Source organism: Thalassospira sp. MCCC 1A02898 (assembly GCF_001618185.1).
Taxonomy (GTDB): domain Bacteria; phylum Pseudomonadota; class Alphaproteobacteria; order Rhodospirillales; family Thalassospiraceae; genus Thalassospira; species Thalassospira tepidiphila.
This window is the reverse complement of sequence record NZ_LPXK01000010.1, coordinates 263,248-281,753: the sequence shown is the minus strand read 5'-3', so window position 1 is coordinate 281,753 and position 18,506 is coordinate 263,248. Positions and strand designations below refer to the sequence as shown.

Here is an 18,506-nt window from a genome sequence, read left to right as displayed (position 1 = left end):
AGGTCCGGTATCAGGCCGGCGGATTGAGCAGTGCAAACCCGTCCTGTATGTAATATGGATAATGAGGATAGGGTGGCATGCGTTCACTCACCTTGTTCAGACGGGCGATCTGATCGTCGCTGAGTGACCAGCCAACAGAGCCAAGATTATCGATCAGCTGTTGCTGATTGCGCGCCCCGATGATCACCGAGGAGACGGTCGGGCGTTGCAAAAGCCAGTTGATCGCGATTTGCGGCACGGTCTTGCCGGCTTCATCGGCAATCTCGGTGAGGACATCGACGATGTTATACAGCATGGCCTCTTCAACAGGTGGGCCGAACTGACTGGTTTCGTGCAAGCGGCTTTGGGCCGGGATGGGGGAGTTGCGGCTGATCTTGCCGGTCAGGCGGCCCCAGCCAAGCGGGCTCCAGACCATCGCGCCAAGGCCTTGATCCTTGCCAAGCGGCATCAAATCCCATTCGTAATCACGTCCAACCAGCGAATAGTAAACCTGATTGGCGACATAGCGCGACAGCCCATGGCGTTCGCCAATCGACAACGATTTCATGATCTGCCAACCGGCAAAGTTTGACACCCCGATATAGCGGACCTTTCCCGCCCGGATCAGTTCATCAAGGGTGACCAGAACTTCTTCGATCGGTGTGTTGGCGTCAAAGGCATGAAGCTGCAACAGATCGATGTAATCGGTGCCAAGACGTGAAAGCGCCTGTTCGGTGCCGGTAATCAGGCGACCACGTGCGGTTCCGTAATCATTGGGCCCTTCGCCCATCGGCAGGCCGAGTTTGGTCGAGATCATGACGCGGTCGCGCCGTCCCTTGATCGCCTGACCCAGAACCGTTTCAGATGCGCCATCCGAATAAACATCGGCACTGTCAAAAAGGTTCACCCCGTGGTCAAGGCAGATATCAATCAGTGATGAGGCCTCATTGGCATCTGTCGTTCCCCAGTTCGAAAAAAGCGGGCCTTGCCCGCCAAAGGTCCCGGTGCCCAGTGACAGGACAGGAACCCGAAGGCCGGAGTTACCCAGTTGTCTGTATTCCATATTCAATCTCCTGACAGGTGATCGTGTGAACTGCTTGCGAATATGGACAGAAGATCGATTTTCAACTAGTAAGACCTAAGGAATATTATTTGTGAGTTGAATTCCACATGGTGCGCCTTGACACAAACCGTTCCGGGGAAATGGAAGTCTATGTCCGCGTGGTCGAACGCGGCGGGTTTTCTGCGGCGGCGCGTGATTTCAATATGACGCCATCAGCCGTCAGCAAGCTTGTTCGACGGCTTGAAGGTCGCCTTGGCGTGCGGTTGTTGAACCGTTCGACCCGGAAATTGCAACTCACCCCCGAAGGCCAGCGGTTTTATGACCGTGCGGTCAGTGTTCTGGCCGATTTGACCGATGCAGAGGACGAGGCCGCAAGTGCCGTGCAGCCGCGTGGAAAGCTTCGCGTTACGGTGAACCTGCCGGTCGGGTTACATCGCATTTTGCCGCTTGTTCCAAGGTTTCAGGCACAGTTCCCTGATATCGATCTTGATATCACGGTCAGTGACAAGGTCGTCGATTTGTACGAGGAACGGGCAGATGTCGCCATTCGCAGCGGTCCTTTGCAGTCGTCGGGGCTGATCGCGCGCAAGCTTGGGCAATGTCCGATGGTGATTGTTGCATCACCGGACTATCTGGACGCGTTTGGTACGCCGCATCGTGTCGAGGATCTAAGTGATCATCGATTGATTGGTTATAACTTCCCACGCGCGATCAGTGAGTGGCCATTCGATGATCACGGGACAATCAAAACCGTCATGCCCGGTGGCAAGGTCTGTGTCGGGGATGCGGAAAGTGCGCGTCTGTTGACGGTTGCCGGTGGCGGTATTGCGCGTTTGGCGGCTTTTCATGTCAGGGACGATGTCGCTGCCGGACGGCTGCGTGTGTTGCTGGCGGCATTCCAGCCCGATGGCGGGGTTGATATTCATGCGGTTTATGTCGGGCAGGGCGGGTTGATGCCAGCGCGCGTGCGGGCGTTTCTGGATTTCTGTATTGAAAATGTCGATCTGAACTGAAAAAGGCCGGGGGAAAACCCGGCCTTTGAATTTGGTGTCGATCCGATACCTAGTAAGCGTCAACCACTTCACCATGTTTGGTGCAGGACGCTTCTGCCAGATCGACAAACACGTCGGTGATGCTTTCAGGTGTCGGAAGCGTTTGGGGATCTTCGCCCGGATAGGCTTCAGCGCGCATTTTGGTGCGGATGCGGCCCGGATTGACCAGATTGACTTTGACCTTGGTCTGTTCGAGTTCCTGCGCATAGGACAGAACAAGACTTTCAAGGGCTGCCTTGGTCGATGCATAGAGCCCCCAGAAGGCACGTCCCTTGCTTGATGCGTTTGAGGTCACGAAGATTGCCCGACCAGCGTCAGAAAGCTGCAAGAGCTTGTCCGTCGTGCGGATCAGGTGGAAGTTCGCCGTGACGTTGGTGGCATATGTGTTCTGGAACACCTGCGCATCAATGTGACCCACCGGGGCGATTTCGCCCAGAAGGCCGGCATTGCCCACAACGATATCAAGCTTGCCAAACCGCTCATAGATCGTCGGACCCAGCATGTCGATCTTATCAAACATGGTCAGGTCAAGCGGCAGCAGTGTGATATTGCCACCGGCATCGGTCACTTCGTCACTTAGTTCTTCGAGCGCGCCGACATTACGACCAATCGCGATCACATGCGCGCCTTCGGCCGCAAAGCGTTTGGCAACCGCACATCCGATCCCGTGCGAAGCCCCGGTGATCAGGGCAACGCGACCTTCAAGACGTTTGGTGTCGGTCATGCAGACTGCCTTTCAACCAACTGGCTGAGCTTGCGGTCCTTGTTTTCGGCATTGTGATCGGTGAGCTTGATCGGGTAATCGCCGGTGAAGCACGCATCACAGAAGGCCGGGTTATCGTTGTCACGGCCTTCTAGGCCGGTGGCACGATACAGGCCATCAATGGTGACGAAGGCCAGACTGTCGACACCGATGATCTTTGCCATGCTTTCGATGTCGTGATTAGCCGCCATCAGTTTGTCCTTGGACGGAGTATCAACGCCATAGAAGCACGGGTTCATGGTCGGCGGGCTGGTGATGCGCATATGCACCTCAGCCGCACCGGCCTGACGGACCAGATCAACAATCTTGGTCGATGTGGTACCACGCACAATCGAGTCATCAACCAGAATAACGCGCTTGCCCTTAAGCTTGCCGGGGTTGGCGTTATGTTTCAGCTTCACGCCAAGGTGGCGGATCTGATCGGTCGGCTCGATAAAGGTACGCCCGACATAGTGGTTGCGGATGATGCCCAGTTCGAACGGGATACCGCTTTCCTCGGCATAGCCAAGGGCGGACGGCACGCCGGAATCCGGGATCGGCACGACAACGTCGGCATCAACAGCGGATTCACGGGCCAGTTCGCGACCGATATGCTTGCGCACGTCATAGACGCTTGTGCCTTCGACGATGCTATCGGGGCGGGCGAAATAGACATGCTCGAAAATGCAGAAGCGCGATTTTTGCGGTTTGAACGGCTTGATGGAGCGCAGGCCATCATCGGTGATTTCAACGATTTCACCCGGTTCAACGTCGCGGATGAATTCCGCGCCAACGATATCAAGGCCGACCGTTTCCGATGACAGGATATAGGCGTCATTGAGTTTGCCCAGAACCAGCGGACGGACACCCAGCGGGTCCCGCACACCGATCAGTTTCTTCTGGGTCATGACGACCAGCGAATAGGCACCTTCAACCTGACGGACCGCATCGATCAGGCGATCGACGATCTTTTCATACAGGCTGGTCGCGATCAGGTGAATGAAGGTCTCGGTATCCGAGGTCGACTGGAAGATCGATCCGCGTTTCACAAGGCGTTCACGCACCGCAAGCGAGTTGGTCAGGTTGCCGTTATGGGCAATCGCCAGACCACCGAATTCGAAATCGGCAAAAAGCGGCTGCACGTTGCGAAGGCCCTTGCCACCCGCCGTCGAGTAGCGGACATGGCCAACCGCACGGTGGCCGGGCAGGCTTTTGATGACATCTTCGGAGCCGAAGATATCGCCAACCTGGCCGGATGCCCGGTGTGCCGGAAAATCTTCGCCGTCATAGGACACAATGCCTGCGGCTTCCTGTCCGCGATGCTGCAGCGCATGCAGGCCAAGGGCCGTTAATGCCGTCGCATCGGGGGAGCCAAAAACGCCAAAGACGCCACATTCTTCACGTAGCTTGTCGTCATCAAATGGATTGGTGGTCAGCATGAGTGGGTTCCGCTCTCTCGCCGGTGGCGCACGGAATTCGTTATTAGTACGAAACCCACACGCCTCACTCGTTAGTGGTCGCCTCAATCAGGCGATCCAAATCATCGCGCGAGGGCCTTGTATACCCGTTTAGGGGCGCGGGTCCAGTCCCTTTTGGTTCCGGACCAAGAAGTTGGCGATAGGTTTTTTCGTTCGCATCGGCCTCACGCTGAGCGCGCTCAAGCTCTTGCGCCGTGGTATCGAAAATTTCGTCAGGTGCCATGCGCATAATAAGGAAGGCACCTTCTTCCAGAACCGGGCGGGTGCGGGCATCGCGGACCCAGTCGGGCTGCGAATCTGCTGGCAGCAACCAGGACAGGGCGAGGAAACCGATACAGACGATCAGGGCCCCGCGCAAAAGGCCGAAAACAAAGCCAAGCGTGCTGTCGAGACTATCGAGGCCGGAATTCTGAACCGCCCGGCCAATGCGCCCGCTGATGAACGAGAAAATCAAAAACGAAATCAGAAACAGGCCAACCCCGGTTGCCAGGTCGGCAATCAGTTCGGACGGGATCAAATCCCGCACATAGGGACGCGCAACCGGATAGCCATAAAGCGCAACAAGCCCGGCGCCGACCCAGCCCATCATCGACAGGGTTTCGTGGATAAAACCGCGGAAAAAGGCAAAGATCCCCGATATCAGCAAAATGCCGACAACAATCAGATCAAACACATCACGTGCGCCAAGATCGGGAAGGGCGGAGAAATCCATTTATGCGTAAACCTTGTTCGTCAGTCCGGGTGGCGGGGCGGTCGTGCTTTGAAGGCGCTTAATACATGCCTTCGCGCGGACGCACCTTGTCGCGGACATCGTCGCCGAAGAGGTTTACCAAATCCTGAAGATGGCCGATTTCGGTCTGATTGAGGCCCTTGATCGACATCTTCTTCTTGCCCTGGGTGCCATTCTTGGGGGTATAGGCATTGCCAAAGCCAAGTTTGGTGGCTTCTTTCAGTCGCGATTCGAGCTGGCCTACCGGGCGAACTTCCCCTGAAAGACCGATTTCCCCGACGATCACCGTCTCGCCCGGAACCGGCGCATCGGCGACCGCTGAAATCAGCGCCGCCGCAACTGCCATGTCGGCCGCGGGTTCACCAACCCGCAAACCACCGGCGACGTTAAGGTAAACATCAAACTGGCTGAGCGGCAGGCCGCACCGGGCATCCAGGACGGCCAAAATCATGTTCATGCGCGCAGAGTCCCAACCGACAACCGCACGACGCGGGGTGGCAAGGGCCGATTGCGCCACCAGCGCCTGAATTTCCACAAGCATCGGGCGTGTGCCTTCAAGCCCGGCAAAGACCGCCGTGCCACTGACCGGGGAATCGCGATCTGCCAGAAACAGTGCGGACGGGTTGGGGACTTCGACAAGGCCCGCATCACCCATTTCAAACACACCGATTTCATCGGTCGCGCCGAAACGGTTTTTCACTGCACGCAGGATGCGGAACTGATGACCGCGTTCGCCTTCGAAATACAGAACCGTATCGACCATGTGTTCCAGCACACGCGGACCGGCGATCTGGCCTTCCTTGGTGACGTGACCGACCAAAAGCACGGCAAATCCCTTACGCTTGGCAAGGCGGATGAGTTCCAGCGCGCAGGCACGGACCTGCGACACCGTGCCCGGCGCACTATCAAGCGTGTCGGCATACATGGTCTGGATCGAGTCAATCACCACCACGTCGTGGCTGCTGGCTTCAAGGGTGGTGATGATGTCGCGCAGGCTGGTGGCGGCGGCAAAATCGACCTTGGATTTTTCAAGGCCCAGACGGGCGGCGCGCATGCGGACCTGATCAACCGCTTCCTCGCCCGAGATATAGGCGCATTTATGTTTGGCAGCCATCGCACCAACGGCCTGCAACAGAATGGTTGATTTACCAATCCCCGGATCCCCGCCGACCAACAGGGCCGAACCCGGTACAAGCCCGCCACCACACGCACGATCAAGTTCGGTGATGCCGCTTATGATGCGTTTGGGGCTGGCGCTTTCGCCTTCAAGGGCGACGAATTCGATGGTCTTGCCCTTGGCGCCCCCGGCAATGCCGCCAGTGGCCTTGGGGCCGCTTTCAACGCGTTCTTCCTCGATGCTGTTCCATTCACCGCATGCGTCGCAACGCCCGGTCCATTTGCGGTATTCGGCACCGCAGTTCTGGCAGATGAAACGGCTTTGGGTTTTGGCCACAGAATGCTCCGCAGATCAAAGAAGTGTCAGTAAGGGCGTGTGTCGGTCAGGTAACGCTCAGAGATGCTTGAGATCAAGTTCAAGCGGACCTTCGATATCACCGGCAACGAATTGTTGCAAATAGGGGTTATCGGACGTGTCGATATCGGCAACCGGCCCATCCCAGATGATCTTGCCCTGATACAGCATGGCAACCCGGTCAGCGATCTTGCGCGCGCTGGCCATATCATGGGTGATGGTCATCGCACTGGCACCCAGTTCGCGGGTGCATTTGACGATCAGGTCATTGATGACATCGCCCATGATCGGGTCAATGCCGGTGGTCGGTTCGTCAAAGAACAGGATTTCCGGCTCCGTCGCGATGGCACGTGCAAGGCCCACACGTTTTTGCATGCCGCCCGAAAGGGATGCCGGGGACATTTTGGCAATATCTGCCGCCAGACCGACATCCTCAAGCCGCGCAATGGCAAGATCGCGGGCCTTGGCAGGTTTCATGCCCTGACCTTCGATCAGGCCAAAGGCGACATTTTCCCAAACGGTCAGGGAGTCAAAAAGGGCAGCCCCCTGAAACAGCATGCCGGTTTTTGCCAGCATGGCATCGCGTTCGGCCTGTGATGCGGTGGTCATTTCGACCCCGTCCACCTTGATCGATCCCTGATCCGGGGTAAGGAGGCCCAGAACGCATTTCAGCGTAACCGACTTGCCGGTGCCCGATCCGCCAATGATGGCAACCGATTCACCCTTGGCGACATCAAGGTCGACACCCTGAAGCACCTTTTTCGGGCCAAAGCCCTTGTGAACGTTGCGAAGCGATATCTTAGCTGTGCTGCTCATGATCCTGTCAACCGGCCCTTATCGCGTGAAGAACAGTTCGGTGACGATATAGTTCGAAATCAGGATCAGGATGGAGCTTGAAACGACCGCGTTGGTCGTTGCCTGACCAACACCCTGCGCACCACCCCGGGAATGATACCCGTGATAGCACCCCATCAGCGTGATGATAAAGCCAAACACCGCGGCCTTCACAAGACCCGATACCACATCAAGCTGTTCAAGATACTGGAACGTGTTCCGGATATAGGAGCCGTCATTAAAGCCAAGCTTGTTCACACCCACCAGATAACCGCCCATTACCCCGATGATATCGCCGATCAGAACCAGAACGGGCAGGGTGATCAATCCGGCAATGACGCGCGGCACAACCAGATATTTGAACGGATTTGTCGAAAGGGTCACCAGCGCGTCAATCTGCTCAGTCACACGCATGGTGCCGATCTCAGCCGCAATGGCGGCGCCCACACGGCCAGCCACCATGAGGCCCGCCAAAACCGGGCCCAATTCGCGGGTCATGGAAATGACAACCACGGTCGCAACCGCACTTTCGGCCGAAAAGCGCGAAAACCCGGAATAGGATTGCAGCGCCAGAACCATCCCGGCAAACAGGGTCGTCATGGCGACAACCGGCAAGGAGAAATAGCCGATTTCGCGCATCTGTTTGAAAATCAGGCGGAAATAGATCGGCGGTGTGACCATGTGGCCGATGGTGCGACCCGCAAATACCGTAACGCGACCGACAAGGGCCAAAAAGGTCAGAAACATATGGCCAACCGGCGCAAAGATCGGCATCTGTACTTCGAAGTCCCCTGTTATCGACCTGCCGGAATTGTCTGGCTGGCGCTTATGATTTAGCTCTCTGTATAAACCCGCCGGTAGCGATGTCCAAGAGAAGTTAGAATTTCATAACCGATTGTACCAGCAGCAGATGCAACGTCGTCAACCGTCATCTTGTCATCAAGAAGCGACACCATATCCCCGGCCTTAAGCGTTTTGCCCGGAAGGTCGGTAATATCAACCGTAATCGCATCCATCGAAACACGCCCGACATAGGGAACTTCATGCCCCTTGATGATCAGCTTGCCGGAATTGGACAGTGAACGCAGCCAGCCATCAGCATACCCGACTGCAAGGGTGGCGATTTTCGATTTGCGTTTTGCCTGCCAGGTGCCGCCGTAACCAACCTTCTGAGGTTCATCGATTTCGCGGACCTGAAGGACTTTGACCTTAAGGTTTACGACAGAACGCATCGGGTTGGTGGTTTCCGGCGTCGGGTTGCCACCCCAAAGGGCGATGCCCGGACGGCAGAATTCCAGATGGTAGTCATCATTGCGGAAAATCGCCGACGAGTTACAGAACCCGCGCGGGGCCGGCGGCAGGCGACGATACCATTTCATGAACAGGTCGTACTGTTCCTTGGTGACCGGGTTTCCGGCCTCGTCAGCCGCAACCGGGTGGGTCATGTAACCGGCCTTTTCAAACCCATAGAGCAGGGATGAATAGCGGTCGACAAGGTTGCTGACATCAAGCGGCGTCAGGCCAAGGCGGCTCATGCCGGTATCAAGATGGATAAAGGCCGGGGCCGGGCGTTCATATTCGCGGCACAGGTTTGACCAGCGTTCGATCTGTTCAAGATCGTTCAGAACCGGGATGACGTCATTTTCAATGAAGAATTCCTCGTCACCGGGCAGGACACCGTTCAGAACCGCAATGCGACCACCACCACGCAAAACCGGGAACAGTTCGGCGGCTTCGTTGGCTTGCGCCACAAAGAACAGCCGGCATCCCTGCTTTTTCAGGACCGGGACGATGGTTTCAGCGCCAAGACCATAGGCATTCGCCTTTACCACAGCCGCACAGTTGCGCCCGGTATAGCGTTTGGTCAGGGTTTTATAGTTGTCGGCAACTGCTTTCAGATTGATTTGCAGTTCCGCGCACTCGGCAGCACGGCCGACGGCGGGAAGAACGGTCATTCGTAATACCCCGTGGAATCCGTTGGTGGATGGGTGGTTGCCCTATCCTCTATTCATATTCTTCTTCTGTGTGATCAAGATCACCAAACTTGGTGTAGTTCCCGTCAAAGAACAGGCGCACGTTGCCCACCGGGCCGTGACGCTGCTTGGCAACAATAACCTCGGCAGTGTTGTAAACGTGGTTCAGGCGTTCCTGCCACTGCGAGTAACGTTCCCCGAACTTGTCGGTGGCTTCTTCCGGGCGCTGGGCCGGTTCGGCACGTTCGAGATAGTATTGTTCGCGATAAATGAACATCACGACGTCGGCGTCCTGCTCGATCGAGCCGGATTCACGAAGGTCAGAAAGCTGCGGACGTTTGTCTTCGCGCTGTTCGACCGCACGTGAAAGCTGCGACAGGGCCAGCACCGGAACTTCGAGCTCCTTGGCAATCGCCTTGAGCATACGGGTAATTTCCGAGACTTCCTGCACGCGACCATCGCCACGGAAGTTGGTCGGCGGTGCCAGAAGCTGCAGGTAATCGACGACGATCATCGCAAGGCCGTGCTGGCGCTTAAGGCGGCGGCAACGTGTGCGAAGTGTCGACACCGGAAGGGCCGGTGTATCATCGATATAAAGCGGAACGGTATTGAGTTCCTGGGTGGCCAGCAACAGACGTTCGAAATCCTGTTCGTTCAGATCACCACGGCGCATGTTATCGCCTGAAACCTCGGCCGCCTGTGACAAAAGGCGTCCGGCAAGCTGTTCGGCCGCCATCTCAAGCGAGAATACGGCAATCGCCCCGGTTCGGGTTTCATCTCGGGTATCTTCGCCTGCTGCGCGGTTCTGATGCGATGCGATGGCGGCGTTAAACGCGATGTTCATCGCAAGGGCGGTTTTACCCATGGACGGACGACCGGCAAGGATCAGCAAGTCAGACGGGTGCAAACCGCCAAGCTTGCGGTCGATATCGCGCAAGCCCGTGGTCACACCAACAACGCGCCCGGCGTTTTTATAGGCGTGATCGATATTCTCATAGGCCTTGGCAAGGGCGGGGCCAAACGCGACAAACCCCGATTCCGCAGAACCGGCTGTTGCCAGCGAGAACAGTTTCTGTTCGGCTCTTTCGATCTGGTTGGTGGCGTCGGTATCAAGTTCGTACTGATAGGCTTCGTTGACGACTTCCTCGCCAAGTTCGATCAGTTCGCGCCGCAGATACAGGTCATAGACCAGTTTACTATAGTCGCTGGCATTGATCACCGAAACCAGATTGTTTGACAGTTCGGCCAGATATTGCGCACCACCGATTTCGGCAAGATGTTCATCCTGCTTGAAATAGGCTTTGAGCGTGACCGGGTTGGCCAATTGGCCACGTTCGATCAGCTTGCCGCAAGCCTCAAAGATGCGACCGTGACGCCCATCGGCGAAATGTTCCGGGCGCAGAATATCAGACACGCGCTCGTAGGCGGCGTTGTTATTGAGGATCGCGCCAAGAAGGGCAGCCTCCGCCTCAAAATTGTGCGGCGCCATGCGATCGAGCACCATTTCGGTGTCGGCGCCATGGTCCGGTTCAAGCGGGGCAAAAAGGGCATCTAAATTGGGATCTGTCATGGGCCGAAAAGGTAGCAGGCATCAGCAAGACCGCAAAGAGCTAATCGGTATAACTCATAGCCGGTATTCCGCCAGCGCAGAGGTCGCAAATGCCGCAGGCTCCTGAAATGCTTTAAAAAAAACGATGGGCTTTGGTGTTCGGGCAAAAGAAAACGGCACATCCCTGCGGATGTGCCGTTTTCAAATCGTTCGAAGAACCTGCGATTAAGCGTTGGTTTCTTCTTCGTCAGCTTCGATTGCTTCTGCAAGGTCAGCCGGAACTTCTTCTTCGAAGAGTTCTTCAGCCGCTTCGAGGGCTTCCTCTTCTTCCGCTTCCATTTCTTCGATGGTGCCAAGAACAGCAGCACCCTTGCGGAGCTGTTCAGCGGCATCTTCTTCGGAACGTGCAACGTTGGCAGTTACCTCAATGATAACTTCCGGATGCAGGTTGATACGGACCTGATGCAGACCAAGGGTCTTGATCGGCTGATCAAGAACGACCTGGGTACGGGCAACAGTAAAGCCTGCGTCGGTTACTGCGTTTGCGATATCGCGGGCAGTGACCGAACCATAAAGCTGGCCAACGTCGGATGCCTGACGAACGACGGTGACTGCGAGTTCACCCATCTTCTCGGAAACAGCTTCTGCTTCCTTACGGCGTTCCAGGTTGTCAGCTTCAAGCTGTGCTTTCTGTGCTTCGAACACAGAGATGTTTGCTTTGGTTGCACGAAGGGCCATGCCCTGCGGCAGCAAGCGGTTGCGGGCGTGGCCCGGCTTGACAGTGACTACGTCACCCATCTGACCGAGTTTTTCTACCCGCTGGAGCAGAATAACTTCCATCACCGATCCTCCTCATTGCTACGGGTCATCGGTTCTTTCCCCCGCAGCCTGATTAAATGCTCAACAATTCCAAGTCCGGTGATCGCGATAAACGACCAGGTGGACAGAACCGCGACGATGTAAAACACCGTCAGAATTACACGTTTTTGCGGCCATCGGGCTGCCTGCCCATGCACCAGCGCCAATCCCTGAAACAGGAACGGCACTGCCAGTACCACCGCGACGTTGCGCGCCACATAAGCCAGCGAACCATCGGCAAAGCCGACCGTAAACCCGGCCAGGGCAAACACAAACAGTGACCAGCCAGGCAAGGCAAAGGTTGCCATACTTGGTGTCGGACGCAGGTTTTTGCCTGCACGCACCAAAATTGCCTGTGCGATTGCGGCATTGGCGAACAGCATCAAAAGCCAGCTCACCGCTGCAATCGCCGGGAAGTAAGTCTGGAACATACCAATCAGACCCTGAACATCGGATGTCATAGGGACACCCATTTCCGAGTACATCTGGCTCAGGAACTTCGCGATGAAGTCCTGAATGTCCACACCTTCCGCCGTCAGTGTTCCGGTAACGAAGATCATTACCGTCGCGACCATAACGGCCATGGCACTTACGACAATTCCGGAAGGCAGAAAGGCAAGATTGCCATTTTGATCTTTCCGGACGACCAGCGCCATGCGGGTCAACAACATCGCCGGTCCGGCAAACACGACCATAAAGACCGTGAAAGGCAGTAATCCCCCCATAAGAATGAGGGCAATACATGCGGCAAATGCCGCAACCAGCAGGCGTTTGGGCCCTTGCCACAATCCCGTAAGGAAAAGCGGCAGATGCCCGAAGTATGAAAGCAAAAGAGCAAACGGATTTCCTGATAGAACCAGCAGGAACAGAACGGCACTGCCAAGTCCGGTCCCAATCGCTATGAGGGTGTCACGTTGCATCATTTACTCCCGGCCCGAGACCTCAAAAGGGTCTCTTGCCGACTGCCTCAGACCTGGTCTGCGTAGGGCAGCAGCGCCAGGAAGCGTGCACGCTTGATGGCTTTCGCCAGTTCGCGCTGCTTCTTGGCCGAAACCGCAGTGATACGGCTCGGAACGATTTTGCCGCGTTCGGAAACGAAACGCTGCAGCAGTTTGACATCTTTGTAGTCAATCTTCGGCGCATCATCACCCGAGAACGGGCAGGTTTTACGACGACGGAAAAACAGACGACGTCCAGCCATGATATTATCTCCTCGCTATCTGTTAGCCGTTCTGACGGGGACCGCCACGGCGATTACCGCCACGACCGCCGCGCTCGTCGCGGTTGCGCAGAATGGCAGACTGTTCTTCTTCGAACTCGTCAACCTTGACAGTCATCTGACGCAGAACGTCTTCGTTCAGGCGCATCTGACGCTCGTATTCCGCGATCGCGTCTTTGTCAGCTTCGATCTGGAAGAGAGTATAGTGGCCTTTGCGGTTCTTTTTGACACGGTATGCCAGGGAACGCAGACCCCAATATTCGGTTTTGGCGATTTTGCCGCCGAGACCTTCGATGGTCTGGGTCAGCTTTTCGTTCAGACTTTCGACCTGTGCGGTCGAGAAGTCCTGACGTGCAATAAACACGCTTTCGTATTTGCTCATAATACTCCTATTACTCCTTTTGGCTTATCTCTTCCTGCATGACCTCGTGCCATGCAGGCATAGCCGGACAATCCCGGCAAGGAGCCGTGAGACGGCGGAATATACACTTTTCGCCCATGAGTGCAACGCCAAATGCAGCTTTTTGCCGATTACGGGATAGCGCGATGGCTTTGACAGTATCGGCAGAAACCTGCGTGTTTCTGACATCGATCTGTCACGGCGTGAGCATTGCGGTTTCGGGATAACCGACATGCACGCGATTGTGAAGGCGGCGTTTGTCCCTGCATTCAATGTATCTTCCGACTTAAAGCGACAGCAGGCCTTGGTTTTCCATTGGGTTTAGGTGGTGGAGCTTGTGGATGCGGGGCGCCGGGGATTGTGCGCTGCGCAACAGCCAGTCCTTCGTAAATGACGCAAAATATGCCATAAACGCGCAAATCGGGTGTCAAACCCGAAAGTCACACTATTGTTATAGTGTAATCGCGACGTGCAGTTTTGGGGCGTAAAAAAAATCAAACCAACCGCGCCCATCAGGTTTCAGTTCTTGACAGTGCGCTTGCGCACGCTATCAAGGGTGGCTCAATTTCAAGGGGCCGGTTTTCGGCACAGTCTTCGTAGAAGCGGACAAGGGTTTATTTAATATAATGACACGCGCACTCGTTTTCCCCGGACAGGGGTCGCAAGCGGTAGGTATGGGCAAGGAACTGGCAGACGCATTCCCGGTTGCCCGCGAAGTTTTCCAGGAAGTTGATGATGCGCTTTCGCAAAAGCTTAGCGCGCTGATGTTCGAAGGTCCGGAAAACGAACTGACCCTGACCGAAAACGCGCAGCCGGCTTTGATGGCGGTCAGCCTTGCGGTGACCCGTGTTCTGGAAAAAGAAGGCGGCTTTACCCTGACCGATAAGTGCGATCTTGTTGCCGGTCATTCCCTTGGCGAATATTCCGCCCTTGCAGCAGCAGGCACCTTTGCCATTTCGGATGCCGCGCGCCTTTTGAAAATCCGTGGTCAGGCAATGCAGGCCGCCGTTCCGGTCGGTGTTGGCGCGATGGCAGCCCTTCTTGGTCTTGATTATGTCGACGCGGTCGCGGTTGCCGAAGAAGCAGCACAAGGTGAAGTTTGCACCGCCGCCAATGACAATGCCAGCGGGCAGGTTGTTGTTTCCGGTCACAAGGCCGCTGTTGAGCGCGCGATTGAGATCGCCAAGGAAAAGGGCGCAAAGCGCGCTGTGTTGCTGCCGGTATCGGCACCGTTCCATTGTGCCCTGATGCAGCCGGCAGCCGATCGCATGGCAGAGGCGCTTGGTGCTGTGACCATGAATGCACCGGGCAAGCCGGTCGTGGCCAACGTGACCGCAGAAAAAACTGACGATCCGGAAACCATTCGTAAACTCCTTGTAGAGCAGGTTTGCGGCACCGTGCGCTGGCGTGAGTCGGTTCTTTATATGAAAGAGCAGGGCATCACCGATCTGGTAGAGATCGGCGCAGGCAAAGTTTTGACCGGCATGGTACGCCGTATTGACCGCGATCTGAGCGGTGCGGCTGTGAATGGTCCGGCAGATATCGAAGCATTCCTCGGCGCTCTGTAAGAGTGTCCGGAACACGAACGAACCCAAAGGGAACGAAAATTTATGTTTGATCTTGCAGGGAAAACAGCACTCGTAACCGGTGCGACCGGCGGTATCGGTGGCGAAATCGCCAAGGTTCTGGCCGAAGCTGGTGCGAAGGTTGCTCTGTCGGGGACCCGTCAGGAACGCCTCGAAGCGGTTGCTGCTGAAATCGGTGGCAACGCGGTTGTTGTTCCAGCCAACCTTTCGAATAAAGAATCGGTCGACGGCCTGATCAAAAATGCCGAGGAGGCCCTTGGTGGTCAGCTTGATATTCTGGTCAACAATGCCGGAATTACCCGTGATCAGCTTGCCATGCGTCTTAAGGATGAAGACTGGCAGGCGGTTCTTGATGTGAACTTGACCTCTGCCTTCAAGCTTGCGCGCAATTCGCTGCGCGGCATGATGAAACGCCGCCACGGCCGTATTATCAACATCACCTCGATCGTTGGTGTGACCGGCAACCCGGGCCAGACCAACTATGCCGCTGCCAAGGCCGGGATGATCGGTTGGTCAAAATCACTGGCGCAAGAGGTTGCGGCGCGCGGAATTACGGTTAACTGTGTGGCACCGGGCTTTATTACCACGGCCATGACCGAAGAACTCGGAGATGCCCAGAAAGAGAAGCTTTTGGGCGGTATTCCGGCAGGTCGCATGGGCGACAGCAAAGAGATCGCAGCAGCGGTTCTGTATCTTGCAAGTGACGAAGCAGCTTATGTCACAGGACAGACCTTGCATGTGAATGGCGGAATGGCGATGATTTAACCCGTTGCGGGTTGCCTTCTTTTCTGTTTAAAAGAGGCCGCTATACCAAATATTGAAACTGGCGATTGTTCGTTGCCGGTTTCCGGTTCCCGGGAACTCCTTCAATAGGGGGACACAACGGGTACCACGTGTAAACTAACTGACAGAAAACCTATTGAAGGATTTGAGCTATGAGTGATGTCGCAGATCGCGTGAAGAAGATCGTTGTCGAGCACCTCGGTGTTGAAGAAGACAAGGTCACTGAAAACGCAAGCTTCATCGACGATCTGGGCGCAGACAGCCTGGACACCGTTGAGCTGGTTATGGCGTTTGAAGAAGAATTCGGTTGTGAAATTCCGGATGACGCGGCTGAAAAAATTCTGACCGTTAAAGACGCGATCGACTTCATCGAAAAGGCGGACAGCTAAGTTTGCTGTTAGACATGGGCGCCTAGAGGGCATCCTCAGGCGCCCTTTTCGTCTTTGCTGGATTCATAGAATAAAGGCGTAATGCGGGATGAGACGCGTAGTTGTTACCGGTATTGGTGCTGTTACTCCGCTTGCTAGCGGGGCACAGAATACTTGGCAGAAACTGCTGAACAGCCAATCCGGGATCAAAAGCATCGATACGTTTGACGTGTCGGATATCCCTGCCAAAATCGCAGGCCTCGTGCCGCGCGGTGAGGGTGACGGACTTTTCAACGCTGAAGATCATGTCTCGATCAAAGACATGAAGAAAATGGACGATTTCATCGTCTATGGGATTGCTGCAGCTGATCAGGCGATTGCGGATTCTGGCTGGAAGCCGGAAACCGACGAAGATCAGGAAGCAACCGGCGTTTTGATCGGTTCGGGGATCGGTGGGTTGCCCAAGATTTCCGAGGCAACTGATCTGGTCAATAACGGTAAGACCCGTCGTGTCAGTCCGTTCTTCATTCCGTCTTGTCTGATTAACCTGGTTTCAGGTCAGGTTTCGATCAAACACGGTCTTAAAGGTCCGAACCATGCGGTGGTTACCGCCTGTTCGACCGGTGCACACGCCGTTGGCGACGCATCGCGCATGATTATGCTTGGCGATGCCGATGTCATGGTTGCGGGTGGTGCCGAAGCTGCTGTTTGCCGTCTTGGCATGGCGGGCTTTGCTGCTGCACGTGCGCTTTCGACCAGTTACAACGACACACCGACCGAAGCATCCCGTCCGTGGGATGAAGGCCGTGACGGTTTCGTCATGGGCGAAGGTGCGGGCTGTGTTGTTCTTGAAGAATACGAACACGCCAAGGCGCGTGGGGCACGGATTTACGCCGAGGTTGCCGGTTACGGCATGTCGGGTGATGCTTATCACATCACCGCACCGGCCGAAGACGGCAATGGCGGCTTCCGTTCGATGCGCAATGCCATTCGCAATGCGGGGCTGAACCCGGAAGATGTTGATTACGTCAACGCGCACGGTACTTCGACTCCGCTGGGTGATGAAATCGAACTGGGTGCGGTAAAGCGCCTGTTCGGTGATCATGCCCAGAAAATGTCGATGTCTTCGACCAAATCGGCAACCGGTCACCTTCTGGGTGCGGCCGGTGCGATTGAAGCAGTGTTCTCGATCCTTGCGATCCACGAAGGCGTTGTTCCGCCGACGTTGAACCTGCGCAATCCGTCCGAGGCATGCAAAGGCATTGATCTGGTTCCGCTTGAAGCCAAACAGCGTAAAGTCAATGTCGCTCTGTCGAACTCGTTCGGCTTTGGCGGCACCAACGCATCGCTTGTTTTCAAGGCCGTTTAAACAGCAGAGCAACCCCCGGGAGCATTCCCTTGAAGCGTTTTCTGCTTTTTATTGGCTTTCTGATCATCACCGCTGCTCTCGCCACAGGTGGGGCAGCGGTGTATGTTTATGTGCAATACACATCGCCCAGCAATTTGGCGCAGGAGCGCGACATCATCATCCCGCAGGGGACCGGAGTGCGCGGTATTGCCGAGATTTTCCAACGTGAAAACATCATCACCGAACCGTTGATCTTCCTTGCCGGGGTTCGCGTCAGTCAGCTTGACCGGTCGCTGCGGGCGGGGGAATACCATTTCCCGGCCCGTGTCAGCCCGAAACAGGCTGCTGAAATTCTGGCCTTTGGGGATACCGTCAAACGGTTTGTCACCATCCCGGAAGGCCTTCGTTCCGGCGAAATTGTCGATCGGATCAATCTGGTTGACGGATTGAGTGGCGAGATCGCCGATATTCCGGCCGATGGCACCTTGTTGCCCGAAACCTATCAGTTCTCGTTTGGGGATACGAAGCAAAGCATCATTGATCGCATGCGCGCAGCCCATGATGAAATGGTCAAACAGCTTTGGCCGGGCCGTCAGGAAGGATTGCCGTTCGACACCATTGAAGAGGCGGTCATTCTGGCCTCCATCGTTGAACGCGAAACCGGTGTTGCTGGCGAACGGGCAAGGGTTGCCGGCGTGTTTATCAATCGCCTGCGACGCGATATGCGTCTGCAGTCTGATCCGACAGTTGCCTATGCGCTCAGCCCGGACAAGCGTCTTGAACGCCCCCTGACGCGCAAGGATTGGCGTTTTGAGAGCCCCTATAACACCTATGTTACCAGCGGCCTGCCGCCGGGACCGATTACAAATCCGGGGCGCGATGCGTTCTATGCCGTCCTGCATCCGGCTGCGACCGAAGATCTGTACTTCGTTGCAGACGGGACGGGTGGGCATGCCTTTGCCAGAACGCTTGATGAGCATAATCGCAACGTTGCCAAGTGGCGTCGCATCCGCGACGGGCAGTGATCACGCCAAAGAGTTCGAACCAAATGATAAAGGCGGCATCAATCGGAT

At 55.9% G+C, this 18,506-nt stretch carries 19 protein-coding genes; 6 read left to right on the top strand and 13 right to left on the bottom strand.

The window, feature by feature from the left end; translation table 11 throughout:
- Positions 1-10 precede the first annotated feature (10 nt).
- Entirely contained in the window at positions 11-1,042 is a 1,032-nt protein-coding gene (locus AUQ41_RS10415; RefSeq protein ID WP_063088375.1) for an aldo/keto reductase, read from the bottom strand.
- 107 nt (positions 1,043-1,149) lie between these two features.
- Here AUQ41_RS10415 and AUQ41_RS10410 point away from each other — a divergent pair, with 107 nt between their 5' ends.
- Positions 1,150-2,055: a LysR family transcriptional regulator gene (locus tag AUQ41_RS10410; protein WP_063088374.1), complete on the top strand. Its 906-nt coding sequence runs from the start codon at positions 1,150-1,152 to the stop codon at positions 2,053-2,055.
- A 49-nt stretch (positions 2,056-2,104) separates the two neighbouring features.
- Here the strand turns inward: AUQ41_RS10410 and AUQ41_RS10405 are convergent, their stop codons facing one another.
- From AUQ41_RS10405 to rpsF, 12 genes are all read right to left on the bottom strand, one after another.
- A complete protein-coding gene (locus AUQ41_RS10405) occupies positions 2,105-2,818 on the bottom strand; it encodes an SDR family NAD(P)-dependent oxidoreductase (RefSeq protein WP_063088373.1) in 714 nt (237 codons plus the stop codon).
- Positions 2,815-4,275, bottom strand: coding sequence for an amidophosphoribosyltransferase (purF, locus tag AUQ41_RS10400; RefSeq protein ID WP_063088372.1), 1,461 nt, complete (start codon positions 4,273-4,275; stop codon positions 2,815-2,817). The genes AUQ41_RS10405 and purF overlap by 4 nt, the downstream gene beginning before the upstream one ends.
- A 64-nt stretch (positions 4,276-4,339) precedes the next feature.
- Positions 4,340-5,026: a CvpA family protein gene (locus tag AUQ41_RS10395; RefSeq protein WP_008890535.1), complete on the bottom strand. Its 687-nt coding sequence runs from the start codon at positions 5,024-5,026 to the stop codon at positions 4,340-4,342.
- 58 nt (positions 5,027-5,084) lie between these two features.
- Entirely contained in the window at positions 5,085-6,497 is a 1,413-nt protein-coding gene (radA, locus tag AUQ41_RS10390; protein ID WP_063088371.1) for a DNA repair protein RadA, read from the bottom strand.
- Positions 6,498-6,554: 57 nt separating this feature from the next.
- On the bottom strand, positions 6,555-7,331 hold the full coding sequence (locus tag AUQ41_RS10385; RefSeq protein ID WP_063088370.1) for an ABC transporter ATP-binding protein: 777 nt from the start codon (positions 7,329-7,331) through the stop codon (positions 6,555-6,557).
- 18 nt (positions 7,332-7,349) lie between these two features.
- A complete protein-coding gene (locus AUQ41_RS10380; RefSeq protein ID WP_008890538.1) occupies positions 7,350-8,123 on the bottom strand; it encodes an ABC transporter permease in 774 nt (257 codons plus the stop codon).
- Positions 8,124-8,182: 59 nt separating this feature from the next.
- Positions 8,183-9,304 (bottom strand): alanine racemase, encoded by a 1,122-nt coding sequence (gene alr / locus AUQ41_RS10375; RefSeq protein ID WP_063088369.1) that lies wholly within the window; start codon positions 9,302-9,304, stop codon positions 8,183-8,185.
- Positions 9,305-9,353: 49 nt separating this feature from the next.
- Complete coding sequence (locus AUQ41_RS10370; RefSeq protein WP_063088368.1) at positions 9,354-10,892, bottom strand: replicative DNA helicase; 1,539 nt, start codon at positions 10,890-10,892, stop codon at positions 9,354-9,356.
- 204 nt (positions 10,893-11,096) lie between these two features.
- Positions 11,097-11,711, bottom strand: coding sequence for a 50S ribosomal protein L9 (gene rplI / locus AUQ41_RS10365; protein ID WP_063088367.1), 615 nt, complete (start codon positions 11,709-11,711; stop codon positions 11,097-11,099).
- Positions 11,711-12,649: a DUF2232 domain-containing protein gene (locus AUQ41_RS10360; RefSeq protein WP_063088484.1), complete on the bottom strand. Its 939-nt coding sequence runs from the start codon at positions 12,647-12,649 to the stop codon at positions 11,711-11,713. The genes rplI and AUQ41_RS10360 overlap by 1 nt, the downstream gene beginning before the upstream one ends.
- A 47-nt stretch (positions 12,650-12,696) precedes the next feature.
- A complete protein-coding gene (gene rpsR, locus AUQ41_RS10355) occupies positions 12,697-12,930 on the bottom strand; it encodes a 30S ribosomal protein S18 (RefSeq protein WP_008890543.1) in 234 nt (77 codons plus the stop codon).
- 22 nt (positions 12,931-12,952) lie between these two features.
- Positions 12,953-13,330, bottom strand: a complete 378-nt coding sequence (gene rpsF / locus AUQ41_RS10350) for a 30S ribosomal protein S6 (RefSeq protein ID WP_008890544.1) — start codon at positions 13,328-13,330, stop codon at positions 12,953-12,955.
- Positions 13,331-13,974: 644 nt separating this feature from the next.
- Here rpsF and fabD point away from each other — a divergent pair.
- The 5 genes from fabD (at position 13,975) to mltG (ending at position 18,458) form a co-directional block, all read left to right on the top strand.
- Positions 13,975-14,916: an ACP S-malonyltransferase gene (gene fabD, locus AUQ41_RS10345; protein ID WP_063088366.1), complete on the top strand. Its 942-nt coding sequence runs from the start codon at positions 13,975-13,977 to the stop codon at positions 14,914-14,916.
- Positions 14,917-14,958: 42 nt separating this feature from the next.
- Entirely contained in the window at positions 14,959-15,699 is a 741-nt protein-coding gene (gene fabG / locus AUQ41_RS10340) for a 3-oxoacyl-[acyl-carrier-protein] reductase (protein ID WP_063088365.1), read from the top strand.
- 170 nt (positions 15,700-15,869) lie between these two features.
- Positions 15,870-16,106 carry an acyl carrier protein gene (locus AUQ41_RS10335; RefSeq protein ID WP_008890547.1) on the top strand — a complete coding sequence of 79 codons (237 nt, stop codon included), beginning with the start codon at positions 15,870-15,872 and terminating at the stop codon, positions 16,104-16,106.
- Positions 16,107-16,194: 88 nt separating this feature from the next.
- Positions 16,195-17,454, top strand: coding sequence for a beta-ketoacyl-ACP synthase II (fabF, locus tag AUQ41_RS10330; RefSeq protein ID WP_008890548.1), 1,260 nt, complete (start codon positions 16,195-16,197; stop codon positions 17,452-17,454).
- A 29-nt stretch (positions 17,455-17,483) separates the two neighbouring features.
- A complete protein-coding gene (gene mltG, locus AUQ41_RS10325) occupies positions 17,484-18,458 on the top strand; it encodes an endolytic transglycosylase MltG (RefSeq protein ID WP_063088364.1) in 975 nt (324 codons plus the stop codon).
- Positions 18,459-18,506: the final 48 nt, after the last annotated feature.